This window comes from Pedococcus sp. P2_E2 (genome assembly GCF_056403955.1).
The window spans coordinates 46,410-61,829 of sequence record NZ_JBFUEM010000004.1 but is presented as its reverse complement, the minus strand read 5'-3'; the positions used below and the strand labels follow the sequence as shown (position 1 = coordinate 61,829).

Genomic DNA, 15,420 nt, shown 5'->3' with positions numbered 1-15,420 from the left:
CTGAGCGCCACTGCCCGCCGACGCAGCACCAGCATCACTGCCGCTCCAGGAATGCACGACCCACGAGGTCGAACCCGCTGTCAGGGCCGAACGGTCCGAGAACGGGCAGCGGCGCGCGCACGCGCACCGCAACGACCTGCACACCTCCGGCCTCCACGACCTCGGCAGACACGTCGCGGGCAAATCGTGCCGACAGCGAGCTCCCGATGAGCTCGCGCGCGCGGGCCGCACCGACGCGCGGGTCGGCGTCGGCCCTCGCGCCGAAGCGAGCCCCCTCGGATGCGCAGGAGATGATGGTGTTGCGGACGTACAGGGCGAGCCCGACCTGGAAAACGGCGAGGAAGAGCACGGACACCAACACCGAGACCAGGACGAAGTCGACCACGGCCGCACCGCCCTCGCGCCGACCGTCGCCAGGCCTGCACCGCACGGTCGCTACCGCCGTGCGCTGTTGAGCGCGTCGGAGAACATCGTCGTGAGCTGGTCCTCCGCGACTGCCCACAGGACCGCCACCAGGCCGGCTGTCATCAGGGTGATCAGCACCCAACCCGGGACGTCGCCCCGCTCGCGGTGCTCGCGTCGCTCGCCAGGCTGGCCGACGCTCCGGAAGGCGCGGGCCCCGGCCAGCTGGGCGCGGACCAGTGAGCGGTGAAGGACTGTCATGAGGTTCCTCTCGGTGATGGTTCAGCAGGTGCTGAGCCAAGTGGTGCTGTCGTCAGGAGGTGCTGTCGTCAGGAGGTCACGTGGCCAGAAGTGGTCAGGAGTGGTCAGATCGAGAACCGCAGGAAGGCAAACCCGGGAAAGACTGCGAACAACACGGTGATCGGCAGCACGAGGAACACGACGGGGATCATCATCGCGATCTCCTTCTTGCCACCCGCCTCCATGACTGCCCGCCGGCCGGTCTCGCGAACGTCGTGCGCCTGGGCGCGAAGCACCTCGGCGAGGGGCGTGCCCCGCTCGACCGCGATCACCATGCCGTCGACGAACCTCGAGAGGCTCATCAGGCCTGTGCGGTCTGCTAGTCCCTGCAGGGCCTTCTCCAGGTTTGCTCCGGCGCGGGCGTCGGCCAGGCAGCGGCCGAGCTCGGCGGACAGCTCACCGTGCGACAGGCGACACACCCGTTCGAGTGCGCCCACGGCGCCCTCGCCCGCGCCGACGGCGAGAGCCAGCAGCTCGGCAATCGTGGGGAACTCGCCCAACATCCGCTGCTCGCGGACGTTCGCCTCTCGGCTGAGCCACTGGTCTCGAGCCACCACCGCAGAGCCGACGCTGCACAGGACGACCAGGACTGCAGGCACCACCGAACCACCCTTGCCCAGCCAGACGAGGCTGCCGACGACGATCCCCACGAGCAGGCCGACAGCGCCCCACAGCACCTGTTCGGCTCGGAACCGGTCCACGTCTGGAGCCTTGCCAGCCCGCTGGAGGCGTCGCCTCACTGACGCCGACCCGCCGAGGATGGACTCGATGCGGCCTCCGAGATCGGCGACCAGCGGTCCAGCCAGGACCCTCAGGGCGCCGGGTCGCCCGACCCTGCGAGGGTCCAACAAGCGAGAGGGGCGCGGGGCGTCACGCAGATAGGGAAGGAGTCGGTCGTCGAGGGTGGCACGGCGGTTTCGCGGCAGCCCGCCCCAGACGAGGAGCAGGCCGAGTCCCAGTGCGAGCCCGAGGGCCCCGCCGGCCAGCGCGCTCGTCATCGGAGCACTCGCTCGTCCTCGGGCAGCCGCCCGATGAAGACCATCACCCGGTATGCGGCCGCCGACACCGCCGCGCCGACGAGCAGGATCACCGTGCCGGTCGTGGTCGCATAGGCCTGGATCGACTCGGATCGGGTGCACAGCATCGCCAGCACCATCCAGGGGGCCGCGACGGCGAGCCGGGCCGCGTTGACGGTCCAGCCCTGTCGGGTCTCGAGCTCGGATCGGGTGCGGCTGTCCTCGCGAAGAAACGTCGACAGGGTGCGCAGCAGACCACCGAGATCGCTTCCGCCGACCTCCCGGGCGATCCGCAGGGACTCGACAAGCCGGTCCGCGACCGGGTCGCTCAGCCGGTCCTTGAGGCGGTCGAGGCAGTCGTGGAACCTCCCGCTGGCCCGATAGTCCTCCGCGAAGGCCTGGAACGCCGGTCGTAGTTCTTCCGGCCCACGCACGCCCAGCTGGCTCAGCGCCTCGGGCAGGGCCAGCCCTGCGCGCACCCCGGAGGTGATGTTGTCCACCGCATCGGGCCAGAGCTCACGCAGGTTGGATCGGCGTCGCCTGGCCCGCAGCCGCACCAGGGCGAAGGGGCCATAACCCGCCATGGCTGCGAAGCACAGCGCCACCGGCGCGACCCCGGTGGTCGCAAGGACCCCGACTGCGACGAACACGAAAGCCACCAGGCAGGCAACGACCAGGGTGCGTGGACCGAGGGACGGGTACCCCGCCTGGACGAGCTCGTCGTGCAACCGGTCCATGAGCGAGACCCGTTGCGGGCGTATGGGTTTCGGCTCAGGCACCCAGGCCGACCACCACAGGCAGAAGAGGCCACAGCCCAGGAGCAACCCCACGAGGATTCCGATCATCTGGTCACTCCTGGGCCAAGAGGGCGGCAACGTCGTACCCGGCGCGTCGGAACCGCTCCGGATGCGGCGGGAAACCGTCTGCTCGACGGAGCACACCCTCACGCTGGGTGAAGATGTCGGCCGTCTCGACGACGTCACCCTCGACCCGCCCCGGTACCGCGACGATCTCGCGAACCCGCCGGACCCCATCGTGGTCGAGCGCGGCGTGCACCACGATGTCGACTGACCCCGCGACGGTCGGCACGACGAACCGACTACCGACGTTCTCGCCGGCGAGCAGCGGCAGCGTGCACATCTTCGTGATGGCTTCGCGAGCGCTGTTGGCATGGATGGTGCACATGCCGGGCAGACCGCTGTTGAGGGCGATGAGCAGGTCGAGGCTCTCGGCCTGACGCACCTCTCCGACGATGATCCGCGACGGACGCATGCGCAGCGCTTCCCTGACCAGTCGTCGCAGTGGAATCTCCCCGGTGCCCTCGAGGCTGGGCTGACGACACTGCATCGATGCCACGTCCCTGAGCGGGATCTTCAGCTCGAAGACCTCCTCGCACGTGACGACTCGTTCGCGTGGTGGGATGGCGGCACTCAGGCAGTTGAGCAGCGTCGTCTTGCCGGCTTGGGTCCCTCCCGCCACGAGGATGTTGAGCCCGGAGGCGACGGCGGCGCCCAGGAAACGCGCGGCGTGCGGCGTCAGGGTGCCGAGCCCGACCAGGTCGTCGAGGTGCGCTGCACGGACCACGAACTTGCGGATGTTGACCGACCAGTGCGCCCGGGTGATGTCCGGGATGACCACGTGGAGGCGTGACCCGTCCGGGAGGACGGCGTCGACGAACGGACTCGACAGGTCGACCCGCCGACCACTCGTCTTGAGCATCCTTTCGACGAGGTCGCGGACGGAGTCGGCCGTCAACATCGTGGTGGTCAGCTCGGAGACTCCTCCACGGGCAACGAACACCTTCGTGGGCTCGTTGATCCAGATCTCCTCGATCTCGGGGTCGTCGAAGTAGGGCTGCAGCGGACCGAACCCCGCCACCGCGTCCTTCACCGACTTCACCGCGTGCTCGAGGTCGGCCAGTGCCGGAAGGCTCCCGTGCAGCGAGCGCTCGTCGTAGTCGGCCACCGCGTCGCGCACGAGTCGGTCCAGCTCCCCCACGTCCCGGACAGGGTCAACCCCTGACCGGCGGATGAGCTCCCGAACTTCGGACTCAACGGTCATGACAGCGTCCATCTCATCCCCCCAGGACGTCCCAACCCCCCTGGTAGGCGAACCCCTCGTTTGCCTCCGGCTGCGGACGTCTGCGTCATACTAGCGGGTAACTTTCCAGCCCGCTCCTGCCCGTCCACAGGGCACGGGGCAACCGCCCGGACACTCCCCTCGGCCGGTCAGCCTCGTTCCCGAGGTCGAGCGAGTGTCACTCGACCAGTGGCTCGCGTCGGCGCCACCGCGACCGGTCAGCCCAGAACCAGAGGATCCACGCCACTCCGCCGAGGACAGCCGTCGACAGTGCCGACAGCTCAACCGTCCAACCGGGCGGGTCCCATCGCAGGGTGATGGTGGAGCCTTTCGAACCGGGAGGCAGTGCCACCCGCAGGAGCATGCCGCTGACCGGCGCCACCCGCTCGGCGCCCTCGGTGGAGTAGCCCGGCCAGGCGAGGCGGCTGAAGGTGACCGTTCCACGACCCGACCCCGAACTGGTCACTCGTAGTCTGACCACGCGATCGGACACGGACTCCCGGTCCACGACGACGCCCGCGGAGGTCGCCACCACACCCCCGGCCGAGGGGACGGCGTGGTTTCGCGTCCAGACAACGGTGTGGGTCGTCACCCCGGCCACCCTCCACCCCTGTGGTGGACGCATGAGGTCCGTCGTCGGAAAGGACGGGCGGTACAGGACCACGGAGCTGACCGAGAGGAGGTCAGCCCATGGCCGGCCCGTCGTGGGTTCGGTCGACATCAGCGCGCTCAGCGCCCTGGCGCACGTGCCACCGTTGACCGTTCGGCAGAACCTTTCGCTGAACCTGCGGAACCTGATGGTTGAGTACCCGTTCTGGACATCCCCGCGCCCCAGGTACCACGACGAACCGATGAGAAGTTCGTCAGCGATGGCCGGGTTGAGTTGGATCTGACCCCCCGCTTCTCCTAGGACCATGACGTCGCCACGGGCCGACGGGATCCGGCCGCCATACTGCGCCGGCGCCGCAGGCATGTGTCGATCGGCCGCGGGAGGAACCGGGTAGAGGGCGAACAGGACGACGAACAACGCCACCGTCCAGGCCAGGACAACGCCCGTTGTCGTGCGCGCCCCCCGATGGCCGAGTGACCAGGCCGTCATCCCCAGCGCCAAACCCAGAAGCACCACACCCAGCGCTGCCTGCTTGCCTTGGCCCGGGTCACGGGCCACCACGACGTAGGCGGCTCCGCACACCCACGCGAGCGACAGGATCAGGCGAGACCGCGAGACCCGCGTGGGGAGGCATCGAGAGGCAACCACGGCGAGCAGCACGACGAGGGGCACCATCAGGGCCGGCACGACGCGCATCGGCCACCGCAACGGCCCGACAGCGCTCGGACCGAGCACCCACAGGAGGAGGACCGCCGTCGCCACAGCTGCGCCAGCCAGGTCGCGCGACGAGCGCCGGAGCCGTCCGAGGTCAATCCACAGGACCGCTGGGAGGAGCCAGACGAGGTAGCTCCTCTTCCGCGTCGGCAACATCGACGAGAAGAGGCTTTGGAGGTCCACCGTGAACCCGCCCCGCCCTACCACCGCCCACGAGTCCCTCATCGTCACGGGCGAGGTCAGCAGGCCAGGCAGATACACCGCAACCGAGACCAACCCACTGAAGGTCAAGAGGCCGACGACCGTGAACAGCTCTGGTCGGGAGCGGGACAGCGCCGCGTCGACCAGACAGCCGAGCAAGATCACCGTCAGCCACATCGCGCAGTAGACGTAGCCGACGGCGGCAACCAGGTAGCACAGGATCAGCGCGCCCGCCGGGCTGCGCCCCGCCATCGCCCGCCGGATGAACCACCACGCCCAGGGCAGGAGTGCCGCCCCCATGTGACCGTTGACCCACGAGGGCCAGTCCTGGAACACCGACTGGCCGGAGAGCCCCACGACGAGTCCGGCCACGAGGGCGAAGGGCTCACGGGCGCCGTAGCTGGTGGCGACCAGGTACGTGCCGACGCCACCGAGAACGATGAGCCCGATCTTCAACACCGTGACGAACACGACGACGTCGGGCACGACCGTGGCCAACACGCCGATGAGGATCGTCAGGGGGCTGAACAGTCCCCACTGTCCTTCCGCGGCGTAGTTTCCGGCCTCCCAGGCCAAGGGTTCCATGAGGGGGAGATGGCCCTCGCGCACGGCTTCGCCCAAGTGGTACCACCAGCCCAGGTACGCGATCTGGGTATCGCCGCGGAAGAAGTATCGACCATTCCACAGCAGCGGCGTGGCGCCGACCACGGTCAGCAGGAACGCGAGAACGCACGGTCCCGGCGGAGGGCGCCCCACCCCCCGTGTCCACCGCGGGATGGCGACCGCCCGCACGCGGTCAGGCTAACAGGCGCGCCCGTCGTGATCGAGCAACGCCGCAGGTCAGAGGGGTGCAGGCAGGCGACCGAGCTCAGGCCATCCCCCGGCGTGAACACGTCGACAACGTCCCAGACCCCGGTCGGCAAACCCCTCGTCTGCCTCCGGTTGCGGACGTCCACGGAACACTAGGGGGTAACGTACCGGCTCGGTCCTTGTCGTCCACAGTGGTGGATAACCACATGGACCCCTTCCGCTCCCTGCCTACGGTCGTGGCATGCGACTACAGCTGACGGTCGTGCGCCGTTCCACAGGACGGGTCGCGCCGTCGCCCCGACCCGTCGAGGTCGAGGTCGAGGTCGAGGCTCCCGTGGGTGCCACCTCGTCCGACCTGGCCACCGCCTTGGGGGACCTCCTGGCCGACCACGCACCGCACCTCGTGGCCGACCAGACGCGCGACGAGCTGCGGGACCCGGTCATCTGGATCGGCGGGATCCCCGTCGCCGACGACGCCTTGCTGGGGCTGGGGCTGCTCGTCGACGGTGCGGCGATCGCCCTCGCCTCCAGGCGTCCGCTCGGGCCCCCTGCCCGCAGCTCCCCGCGCACCCCGGTCGCCCTGGCGATCGCCCATGGACCCGACGCCGGTCGGACGGTCGAGCTGGCACCGGGGTACTACACCGTGGGTCGCTCCGACGAGGCGACCATCGGTCTCGACGACCAGCGACTGTCTCGGCTGCACGCTGCTGTCCGGGTGACGGTCGACGACATCACCCTTGCCGACCTCGGGTCGACCAACGGCACCGACCTCGATGGTGCCCCTGTCGGCTCAGAACCCGTTCACCTGGTGGTCCGTACGACCGTCAAGGTCGGCGACACCGTGCTGGTCCTGCGTCCGGCGGCCGCGGTTCCGGCCGCGCTCAGTGCTCGACCTGACGGGACCCGCGCCGTCAACAGGCGGCCCCGGCTGCTCTCGCCCACTGCTTCCGTGTCGATCGCGCTACCGTCACCGCCGGAGGCGCCCGGCCGCGCCCGCGTGCCCTGGATCGCGATGCTGCTCCCGGTCCCGTTCGCAGCCGTCATGGCGGTCTTCTTCGGTCCGATGATGCTTGCGTTCGCGGTGATGAGCCCCCTCCTGATGGCGGGCACCGCCTTGAGCGACCGCCTCGGGAGCAAGCGGACGTATGCCGCGGAGCACGCGGCATACGAACGTCACCTTGCCAGCGCCGGACAGCGCGTGGCGGCGGCCTGCGCCGAGGAGTCGCGTTCACTCCGACGAGCGCTACCCGACCCCTCCGAGATCCTCGCGATCGCGACGTTGCCAGGCGCCCGTCTCTGGGAGCGACGTCGCGGAGACGCTGACGCACTCACGGTGAGCATCGGCCAGTGCACGACAGCAGCGACCGTGCGGGTCATCCGACCGCCCGGCGACCAGGGCGCGGAACATCCTGCGGTGCAACAGGTTCCGTGCGCCGTCTCGTTGGCCGGCATCGGGGTCCTGGGGGTCTGCGGTGAGCGCAGCGCTGTGATGGGCGTGCTGCGCGTCGTCCTCGGCCAGCTCGTCGCCCTGCACTCCCCCCTCGATCTCGACCTCGTCCTCGTCGCCGGGGCACTGCGAGCTGACCCGGCCTGGTCATGGATGAGTCGACTCCCCCACGTGCGCCAACCGGATGGCGAAACGAACCGGCAGTGGGTCAGCGGCCTGGACGACGACGGCACCGCCCGTGCCGCCGTCGTCCAGCTGGCCGAACGAGTCCGGGCGCGCCGCTCGGCTCCGGCCGTCGCTACCAGCCGGTGGTCCGGCTCTCGCACGGTGGTGGTCCTCGACGGAGCCTCTGCCCTGCGTGGCCTCCCCGACCTTGCCGAGGTGCTCGAGCACGGTCCGTCCGTCGGGATCTGCGTGGTCGCCCTCAACGAGGACCGCGCCGGGCTGCCGTCCGAGTCCGGGGCCGTTCTCGACCTGACCACCCCTGCCCGCGCCTCGTTGCACCTCCCGGGCGGTGCCGCCACCGACCTCGTCGTGGACCGGGCCGGCGCCTGGTGGGCCGACCGGCTCAGCCGGGGGCTCGCTCCGCTGCGGGACGCGACACCCGGAGGAAGGGACGAGTCGCTGCCGACAGCCCTCGGCCTTGCCCACCTGTTGGGCATCGCGCAGGACAGGGACGCACCCGACGACGCCCCGGCCGCGTTGGTCCGCAGCTGGGCACGGACACCACACCGCACGGCCGTGCCGATCGGCGTCACCGCCGAGGGCCCTTTCACCGTGGACCTTGCCGAAGACGGGCCGCACATTCTCCTGGCCGGCACCACCGGCGCCGGCAAGTCGGAGCTGCTGCGGACCCTGGTCGCCTCTCTCGCGCTCCACAACCGTCCCGAGCACCTCTCGTTCGTCCTCGTCGACTACAAGGGTGGCGCAGCCTTCCGCGAGTGCCAGGGCCTGCCCCACGTGGCCGGCGTGGTGACCGACCTCGATGACCATCTCGCTGACCGCACCCTCGCATCTCTCCTGGCCGAGCTCACGCGGCGTGAGCGGCTGCTCGCCGAGGCTGCGGTCACGGATTTCGTTGCGTACCAGTCCTCGTCGACCTCTGCAGCGTGCCCGCTTGCGCGACTTGTCATCGTCGTCGACGAGTTCAGGGCGCTGGCTGAAGAGCTCCCCCAGTTCGTCGACGGGGTCGTCCGCGTCGCCGCCCTGGGCAGGTCCCTCGGCGTCCACGTCATCCTCGCCACGCAACGACCGGCGGGGGTGGTGACGGCCGACATCAAGGCCAACGTCAACCTGCGCATCGCCCTGCGCGTCCGCGACCGCGCTGACTCCGACGACGTCATCGACGCTCCCGATGCCGCGGGACTCGATCGCGCCGTGCCGGGGCGTGGTTTCGCTCGGGCCGGAGGCGGATCCCTGGTGACCTTCCAGGCAGCCCACGCGGGCGGACGTTCCCGCCCGGCCGCGCCCAGCGGCATACGCGTCAGGGCTGTCGAGTGGGACCACGGGCCGGCACCGTGGCCTGTCGCGCCCGGCGACCAGGAGGCGGTGGGCTCGGACCTCGCGGACATCATCGAGGTCGTGGCGGAAGCTGTCGCGCAGATCGGCGCACGTGCGGCACGCAGTCCGTGGTTGCCTCCCCTGCCGAGTCGGCTGGACGCAGAGGCCTTGTCTGCCGAGGCCGCGTACCTCATTCCCATCGGGCTCGCGGACCAGCCTGCAGCACAGCGACAGCTTCCGCTGGCGGTCGATCTCGCTGCGCCGGGTCACTGGGGCTTCGTCGGCACCGCGGGGAGCGGACGCAGCAGTGCCCTGGCGGCCGTCGTCCTCGGCGCCACCTCCGCGCTCGACCCCACCCGGCTGCACCTGTATGCCGTGAGCGGGGGTTCGCTGTCCCACCTCGAGGCGCTGCCCCACTGCGGCGCACACGTCGGGTGGGACGACCTGCCCAGGCTGGAGCGCCTGGTCGCCAGGCTGTCCCGCGACGTGGCCGACCGCAGGCAGCGACTCGCTGCGAGCGGTCACGCCACAATGGCCGCTTGGTGGCAGGCGGGTGACCACCTCGCGCCTCCCGGGCTGCTGGTCGTCGTGGACGACTGGGACGTGCTGGCCCAGCGCACCGACGAGGTGGCGCACGGCACCGTGGTGGAGCGACTGTTGGGGCTGCTTCGGGAGGGAGCCGGGGTGGGACTCACCGCAGCGCTGGCGGGTGAGCGAGCCCTCCTGGTCGGACGCGCCGCCTCGGCCGTGGCCCATCGGGTCCTGTTGAGGCTTGCCGAACCGGCCGACCTGTTGCTCGCGGGCCTCCCAACGAGGGCCGTGCCCCGCTCGCAGCCGCCCGGCCGCGGCATCCTGTTGGACGGCACCGAGGTCCAGCTCGCCCTCGCGTCGCCGCGACTGAGCCCATCTGCGGTCGCGCCGGTAGCGGCGGTGGCGGCGGTCACGTCGGGTGCGCCGGTCGCGGCGGGCGCGACCCACCCGAGGAAGACCCACACCCGCGGCAGGGGGCCATCGGCCTCGCTCGCGGACGAAGAGCGCCCGACCCGCCTGCCTTGGCGGGTCGACGCCCTCCCGAATCGGGTGGGCGCCGCGTCCCTGCAGAGACCTTCCGGGCACGACGACCTGGTGCCGATCGGTGTGGGTGGCGACGAGCTCGCTGTGCAGGGCCTTTCCCCCGACCGAGATGGCCGACGCTGGATCGTGGCCGGCAGCAACGGATCTGGTGTGTCGACAACGCTCGCCATGATCGCCACCGAGCTGCTGAGGCGGGGGCGACGTCTGGCCGTCGTCGCAACCCGACCGGGTCCATGGGGCGCCGTGCGTTGCGACCCGCGGGTCGCGTGGTGCGACGACCCGACCCAGCCCCAAGACCTCGTGGCCCTGCGCCGGGACGTGCCGAACCTGGCCGTGCTGGTGGACAACGCCGACGAGCTGCTCGACTCCGCAGTCGAAGCCGCGCTGAGGCAGGTGACCGCACTGGTCGACCGCGACGACGGCCTCGTGGTGGCTGGCTGCGACGCGAGCACCCTCGCCGCGCAGTACCGCGGCCTCACCGTGGAGCTGGCCCGACACCGCACGGGGGTCCTGCTCGGACCGGAGACCTCGGCCGGGGCGGACGTGTTCGGTGTCCGGGTGCCGGTCGACCGCGCTGCCCTCCCTGGTCGGGGCTACCTCGTGCACGGCGGCGTCGCGACGGCCTTGCAGGTCGCGATGCCCGACCAAGCCCCAGACCAACCCTGACCAGCCCCCTACCAAGCCCCGACCAGCCATCTACGCGAAGCTCGCCGCGGCACGAGCCCGCCCTGCGCGCGGGGCGGGTCCGGACTAGGGTCAGGAGGTGACTCTCACCCCTGACCTGGCCGCCCTCGGCGACGAGAAGTTCGTCTCCCTCACCACGTTCCRCAAGTCCGGCGAAGGCGTGCCCACCACCGTGTGGGTCGGCCGCGACGGTGACTCGCTCGTCGTGACCACGCCGAGCGGCAGTGGCAAGGTCAAGCGGGTGCGCAACGAGGGGCGCATCGAGCTGCAGCCGTCCAGCCGTCGCGGGACCATCGACAACTCCGTCCCGCCGGTGGCAGGCATGGCCGAGGTCGTGGAGGGCAGTCACGCGACGACCCGACTCGATGAGGTGATGGGCGCCAAGTACGGGCTCGAGTACCGCCTCGTCATGGGGATCGAGCGGCTGCTCCGCCGCGGCGCCCCGCAGCGCGTCATGTTGCGCATCACTCCGGCGCCTGACACCGCCTGAGCGAGGGCTCGGACCGGCCCGGGCGCGGCCCAGACCCGGCCTCGGCGCGGCCGGCTCAGTCCGTCGAGACGTCTTCGGTGTCCTCGGCGTCTGTCGTGTTGGCCCGGATCGCCGCCACGATGCCGACCAGCGCCACGACGATGAGGAGCGCACCCACGAGGCCTCGACCGCCCTGCACGAGGCTCCAGCCGACGGGGAGCAGCAGCGCGTTCCAGACGACGGTCGGGGTGTTCGGCCAGTTGTCGCCGCGCAGCCAGCCCCGGGCCATCACGCCGATGCCGACGGCGAAGACCGCGATCAGCAGCGCCGACATGACCACGCGCGTGACGTCGCCGGCTGAGTCCTGGGTCAGCTCCCAGAGGTAGAACACGACGAACCCCAGCAGCGTCACGACCTGCACGGCGCACACCCCTGCAGCAACAGAGCGGAACACGTCGCGAGGGCGGGACGGGGCAGGGGCCGGGCTGGTCACGGGACTCAGGCTAGGCCCGCGCGCGGACGGCGCGCACGCGGCATACCGAACGTGCCCTCAGGTCAGCCAACAGGGGGCCGGCCATGCCACACGTGGGCTGTCGAGGCCACCCGCTGGGCGCGGATGACCGGGATTCGGACGCGCGAAATGGCCCTTGCGGGCCGTCTCCGTCCGACATGTGACCAACACCTCACTGTTACACGGGCGATATCTTGTGCTCAGACGCCCGAAACTGAGCCCGATCTGTGAGGCTGGAACAGAAACACCCGGCAACCCGTTGGCAGAAGTGCGTCCACCCCACCAAAATGGGTGCGCACGTGTTTCTCCCTGTGTGGACATGGGTCGGCTAGTCTTGCCGGTCGGCCCTGACTCTCAGGTGAACGACCCCGCACACCCCGCAATGACGCGTCCGTGCCGTGAGGTCCGCAACCCAGGGCCCACCACACGGACGCGAACCCCCCCTGTCACCGCAAGGAGCACGATCTTCATGGACTGGCGCGACCGCGCTGCCTGCCTCGACGAGGACCCTGAGCTGTTCTTCCCGATCGGGAACACCGGCCCGGCGATCCTCCAGATCGAGGAAGCAAAAGTTGTGTGCCGACGCTGCACCGTAGTCGACGTGTGCCTCAAGTGGGCCATCGAGTCCGGCCAGGACGCCGGCGTCTGGGGCGGCATGTCCGAGGACGAGCGCCGCGCCCTCAAGCGTCGCAACGCTCGCGCCCGTCGCGCCGGCTGACCCGAGCGTTCCTCCACCGACTCACGTCGGCCGCACCAACACGACCCCCACAACTGCACAGAACAGGGACCGCCGTCAGGCGAGCTCCCTCCCCAGTGGCCGAAGCCGCGCGATGAAACGCACCCGCGTCCCGTGCGGCTTTGCTGCTTCCCAGGTGATCCGGCCCCGCAGGTCCTGGATGAGCGACTGCACGATCTGGGTGCCGAGCCCCGAGCCACCCGGCCTGAAGTCGCCCGGCAGACCCACCCCGTCGTCGGTGATCGTCACGGTGAGGAGCTCGTCGCCGCGGTCGTCCGTCGTGCGGTGGGCCTCGACCTCGACGGTGCCTCCACCGGTCTCGGCGAGGCCGTGCTCGACGGCGTTCTGGACCAGCTCGGACAGCACCATGGCCAGGGCGGTCGCGTCCTCGGCGCGCAGCGTGCCGAACGACCCCTGCACCGCCGAGGTGATCGGGTGCTCGACCTTGGCCACCTCCGTGATGGCCTGCAGCCCGCGCACCGCGATGTCGTCGAAGTCGACCGTCTCATCGAAGCCCGCGCTCAGCGTCTCGTGGACCAGCGCGATGACCCCCACGCGTCGCACCGCCTCCTCGAGCGCCACCCGACCGGCCTCTCCCTCGGGCAGCCTCCTCGCCTGGAGCCGCAGCAGCGCCGCGACGGTCTGGAGGTTGTTCTTCACGCGGTGGTGGATCTCGCGGATCGTCGCGTCCTTGGTGAGCAGCTCGAGCTCGCGGCGCCGCAGCTCGGACACGTCGCGCAGCAGCAGCAGCGCGCCTATCCGGTGGCCCCCCTCGGTCAGCGGGATCGCGCGCATCGAGACGCTCGCGCCACGCGAGGTCACCTCGGTGCGCCACGGCGCCCGCCCGGTCACGACGAGCGCCAGCGACTCGTCGACCGGTGACTCGTCCCGCAGGAGGTCGGCCACGACCTGGGCCAGCAGCTCGCCGATGACGTCGCCGACGTGCCCGAGGCGGTGGACGGCCGAGAGGGCGTTCGGGCTGGCGTAGGACACGATCCCGTTGACGTCGAGCCGGATGACGCCATCCCCCACGCGCGGCGCGCCACGCCGCTGCCCGGTGGGCGCTGCCGTGTTGGGGAACTCCCCTGCCGCGATCATCCGCGCCAACGCGTCGGCGAGCGCCTGGTAAGTCAGCTCCAGCCGGCTCGGCGTCCGCATCGCCGCCAGGTTGGTATGCCGCGTGATCACCGCGAGCGCACGCCCTCCCCGCACGACGGGGATGGCTTCCTCGCGGACCGGCATGTCGTCGCGGAAGATCGGGTCCTTCTCGCGGACGATGCGGAGGTCGAGGTAGGACTGGTCCAGCAACGACTGGCGCCCGCGATGCGTGCGACGGCCCACGACGTCCTCGAAGAACACCATCTGTCCCGTCGTCGGGCGGACGTGGGCGACGGCGAGCCAGCCCTCGATCCCGCCCGGCACCCACAGCACCAGGTCGGCGAAGGACAGGTCGGAGATGAGCTGCCAGTCACCGACGAGCAGCTGCAGCCACTCGACCTCGGCGGGCGCGAGGTCGGTCGCTGACTGGAGGACCTCGTTGAGGGTGGGCACGCGGGAAGCCTAATCGGCGAGACGTTGCCACCCTCGGTGCGCCCGCCCGGCTCGTACCGTGCTCATCGGTTCGGGTCGGGCAGGGCCGGCGACTTCCGGGGTTGTCGGCTGCAGGGTCAGGCGAGCGTGACGGGATCCCCCACCGAGATCGTGCCGGGGTGGAGGATCGAGGCGTACAGACCCGCGTTGAGGTCGTGGTGGTCGCTGATCGCCTTCAGCATGCCGCCGCGGGCGGCGAGGCCCACCTGCGCCACCCCGACCATGCGGCACCTCTCGATCGGCTCGGCGACGTGCACCCGCACCGTCCCGATGGCGACCTCGCGCCCGACCCACGACTCCTCGGCATACGGCTGATCGGTCCGAACCACGATGTTGGCGCGCAGGTGCCGCGGGTCCAGAGGTCGACCGTCGCCCTCGTGACGACCGAGCTCGGCGAGGGTGGCGCTGCCCACGATGGACAGCTGCGCCTGGTCCTGGTGCATCACGTCGGTCTCGCGTCGCAGGGTGACCGGCTCGCCGAAGTGCTCCGACAGCACCGCGTCGGCATCCGGTTGCCCGACAAGGACCTCCCTCCCGTCGGCCGACCGCACCACGGTGTCGCTGCCGAGCTTGACGGCAGCAAGCTCGAAGACCGGGTCCATCCGGCGGAAGCGCCGGGTGTGCTTGCCGCTGGCCAGCTTGCCGTCGGCGCCGTAGACGGCGTACTCGCGGTCGGCGAGCAGCCCCTCGCGCCCGACCTCAACGGTCGACAGGGTCTCGCCACCCATGGACTTCACCGGGTAGCGGGTCACCAGGACCACCTGGTACTTCGTCAGCTCAGCGGTCACCCGGGTCACCCTAACCGCACGATCACGCCACATCGCCGTCCATTTCCGCCTAGTCTCGCGGACCATGACCGACCAGCCTCCCGTTCCGCCGGCCGCGTCGCTGGGCACCATCCGGCTGACGATCCAGGGCAACGTGATGACCAGCAACGCCCTCACGCCCACGCTCCGCATCAACGGATACCCCGTGCCCACTCGCTACGGCACCCAGGACCTGCCCGTCTACGCCGGGCCCAACCACCTCGACATGCAGGCCCAGTGGATGCGGACCTACGGCCAGGCGTCCCTCGACACGACCGTGGCCCCCGGTCAGGTCGTCGAGGTCTGGTACGCCTCGCCCCTGCACCAGTTCGCGAGGGGCAACATCGGGTTCACCAAGCAGCCCCGTCCCGGCATGGGGTGCCTGTGGGTGGTGCTCGGCTTCGCCGCCCTGTGCGTGGCGGTGGTCGTCGTCGGGCAGGTCGTCAGCGCCCTGAGCCCCTAGGACCCGGG

Annotated in this window: 13 protein-coding genes; 4 read left to right on the top strand and 9 right to left on the bottom strand. The window is 70.6% G+C overall.

All coding sequences use genetic code 11. The features are described from left to right. Window positions 1-34: 34 nt before the first annotated feature. From AC1DWR_RS10070 to AC1DWR_RS10045, 6 genes are all read right to left on the bottom strand, one after another. A complete protein-coding gene (locus tag AC1DWR_RS10070) occupies window positions 35-385 on the bottom strand; it encodes a TadE/TadG family type IV pilus assembly protein (protein ID WP_477615074.1) in 351 nt (116 codons plus the stop codon). A 50-nt stretch (window positions 386-435) separates the two neighbouring features. Beyond that, entirely contained in the window at window positions 436-663 is a 228-nt protein-coding gene (locus AC1DWR_RS10065) for a hypothetical protein (RefSeq protein WP_477615073.1), read from the bottom strand. Between the two features lie 104 nt (window positions 664-767). Further along, the gene (locus AC1DWR_RS10060) at window positions 768-1,700 is read right to left on the bottom strand and encodes a type II secretion system F family protein (protein WP_477615072.1); all 933 of its coding nucleotides are present in this window, start codon (window positions 1,698-1,700) and stop codon (window positions 768-770) included. Then, entirely contained in the window at window positions 1,697-2,563 is an 867-nt protein-coding gene (locus AC1DWR_RS10055; RefSeq protein ID WP_477615071.1) for a type II secretion system F family protein, read from the bottom strand. The genes AC1DWR_RS10060 and AC1DWR_RS10055 overlap by 4 nt, the downstream gene beginning before the upstream one ends. A 4-nt stretch (window positions 2,564-2,567) precedes the next feature. Continuing rightward, the gene (locus AC1DWR_RS10050; protein ID WP_477624357.1) at window positions 2,568-3,791 is read right to left on the bottom strand and encodes a CpaF family protein; all 1,224 of its coding nucleotides are present in this window, start codon (window positions 3,789-3,791) and stop codon (window positions 2,568-2,570) included. A 184-nt stretch (window positions 3,792-3,975) separates the two neighbouring features. Continuing rightward, the gene (locus tag AC1DWR_RS10045; protein WP_477624356.1) at window positions 3,976-6,114 is read right to left on the bottom strand and encodes a hypothetical protein; all 2,139 of its coding nucleotides are present in this window, start codon (window positions 6,112-6,114) and stop codon (window positions 3,976-3,978) included. A gap of 259 nt (window positions 6,115-6,373) precedes the next feature. On the opposite strand from AC1DWR_RS10045, the gene AC1DWR_RS10040 reads away from it, so the two are divergent. Next, window positions 6,374-10,819 carry an FtsK/SpoIIIE domain-containing protein gene (locus AC1DWR_RS10040; protein ID WP_477624355.1) on the top strand — a complete coding sequence of 1,482 codons (4,446 nt, stop codon included), beginning with the start codon at window positions 6,374-6,376 and terminating at the stop codon, window positions 10,817-10,819. 97 nt (window positions 10,820-10,916) lie between these two features. Further along, the gene (locus tag AC1DWR_RS10035; protein WP_477624354.1) at window positions 10,917-11,327 is read left to right on the top strand and encodes a PPOX class F420-dependent oxidoreductase; all 411 of its coding nucleotides are present in this window, start codon (window positions 10,917-10,919) and stop codon (window positions 11,325-11,327) included. 55 nt (window positions 11,328-11,382) lie between these two features. Here the strand turns inward: AC1DWR_RS10035 and AC1DWR_RS10030 are convergent, their stop codons facing one another. Continuing rightward, on the bottom strand, window positions 11,383-11,799 hold the full coding sequence (locus AC1DWR_RS10030; protein WP_477624353.1) for a hypothetical protein: 417 nt from the start codon (window positions 11,797-11,799) through the stop codon (window positions 11,383-11,385). Window positions 11,800-12,286: 487 nt separating this feature from the next. On the opposite strand from AC1DWR_RS10030, the gene AC1DWR_RS10025 reads away from it, so the two are divergent. Continuing rightward, a complete protein-coding gene (locus AC1DWR_RS10025; RefSeq protein ID WP_477615057.1) occupies window positions 12,287-12,535 on the top strand; it encodes a WhiB family transcriptional regulator in 249 nt (82 codons plus the stop codon). Between the two features lie 75 nt (window positions 12,536-12,610). Here AC1DWR_RS10025 and AC1DWR_RS10020 read toward each other — a convergent pair whose 3' ends face one another. After that, window positions 12,611-14,104, bottom strand: a complete 1,494-nt coding sequence (locus tag AC1DWR_RS10020) for a sensor histidine kinase (protein ID WP_477615056.1) — start codon at window positions 14,102-14,104, stop codon at window positions 12,611-12,613. Window positions 14,105-14,220: 116 nt separating this feature from the next. Next, entirely contained in the window at window positions 14,221-14,931 is a 711-nt protein-coding gene (locus tag AC1DWR_RS10015) for an MOSC domain-containing protein (protein WP_477624352.1), read from the bottom strand. A gap of 64 nt (window positions 14,932-14,995) precedes the next feature. Between AC1DWR_RS10015 and AC1DWR_RS10010 the strand changes: the two genes are divergently transcribed. Further along, window positions 14,996-15,412: a hypothetical protein gene (locus AC1DWR_RS10010; RefSeq protein ID WP_477615054.1), complete on the top strand. Its 417-nt coding sequence runs from the start codon at window positions 14,996-14,998 to the stop codon at window positions 15,410-15,412. The last annotated feature ends 8 nt before the right edge of the window (window positions 15,413-15,420 follow it).

Coding starts and splice junctions, on each gene's coding strand:
- AC1DWR_RS10065 (WP_477615073.1), bottom strand. CDS start 663: ATGACAGTCCTTCACCGCTCACTGGTCCGCGCCCAGCTGGCCGGGGCC.
- AC1DWR_RS10025 (WP_477615057.1), top strand. CDS start 12,287: ATGGACTGGCGCGACCGCGCTGCCTGCCTCGACGAGGACCCTGAGCTG.
- AC1DWR_RS10040 (WP_477624355.1), top strand. CDS start 6,374: ATGCGACTACAGCTGACGGTCGTGCGCCGTTCCACAGGACGGGTCGCG.
- AC1DWR_RS10060 (WP_477615072.1), bottom strand. CDS start 1,700: ATGACGAGCGCGCTGGCCGGCGGGGCCCTCGGGCTCGCACTGGGACTC.
- AC1DWR_RS10050 (WP_477624357.1), bottom strand. CDS start 3,791: ATGGACGCTGTCATGACCGTTGAGTCCGAAGTTCGGGAGCTCATCCGC.
- AC1DWR_RS10010 (WP_477615054.1), top strand. CDS start 14,996: ATGACCGACCAGCCTCCCGTTCCGCCGGCCGCGTCGCTGGGCACCATC.
- AC1DWR_RS10055 (WP_477615071.1), bottom strand. CDS start 2,563: ATGATCGGAATCCTCGTGGGGTTGCTCCTGGGCTGTGGCCTCTTCTGC.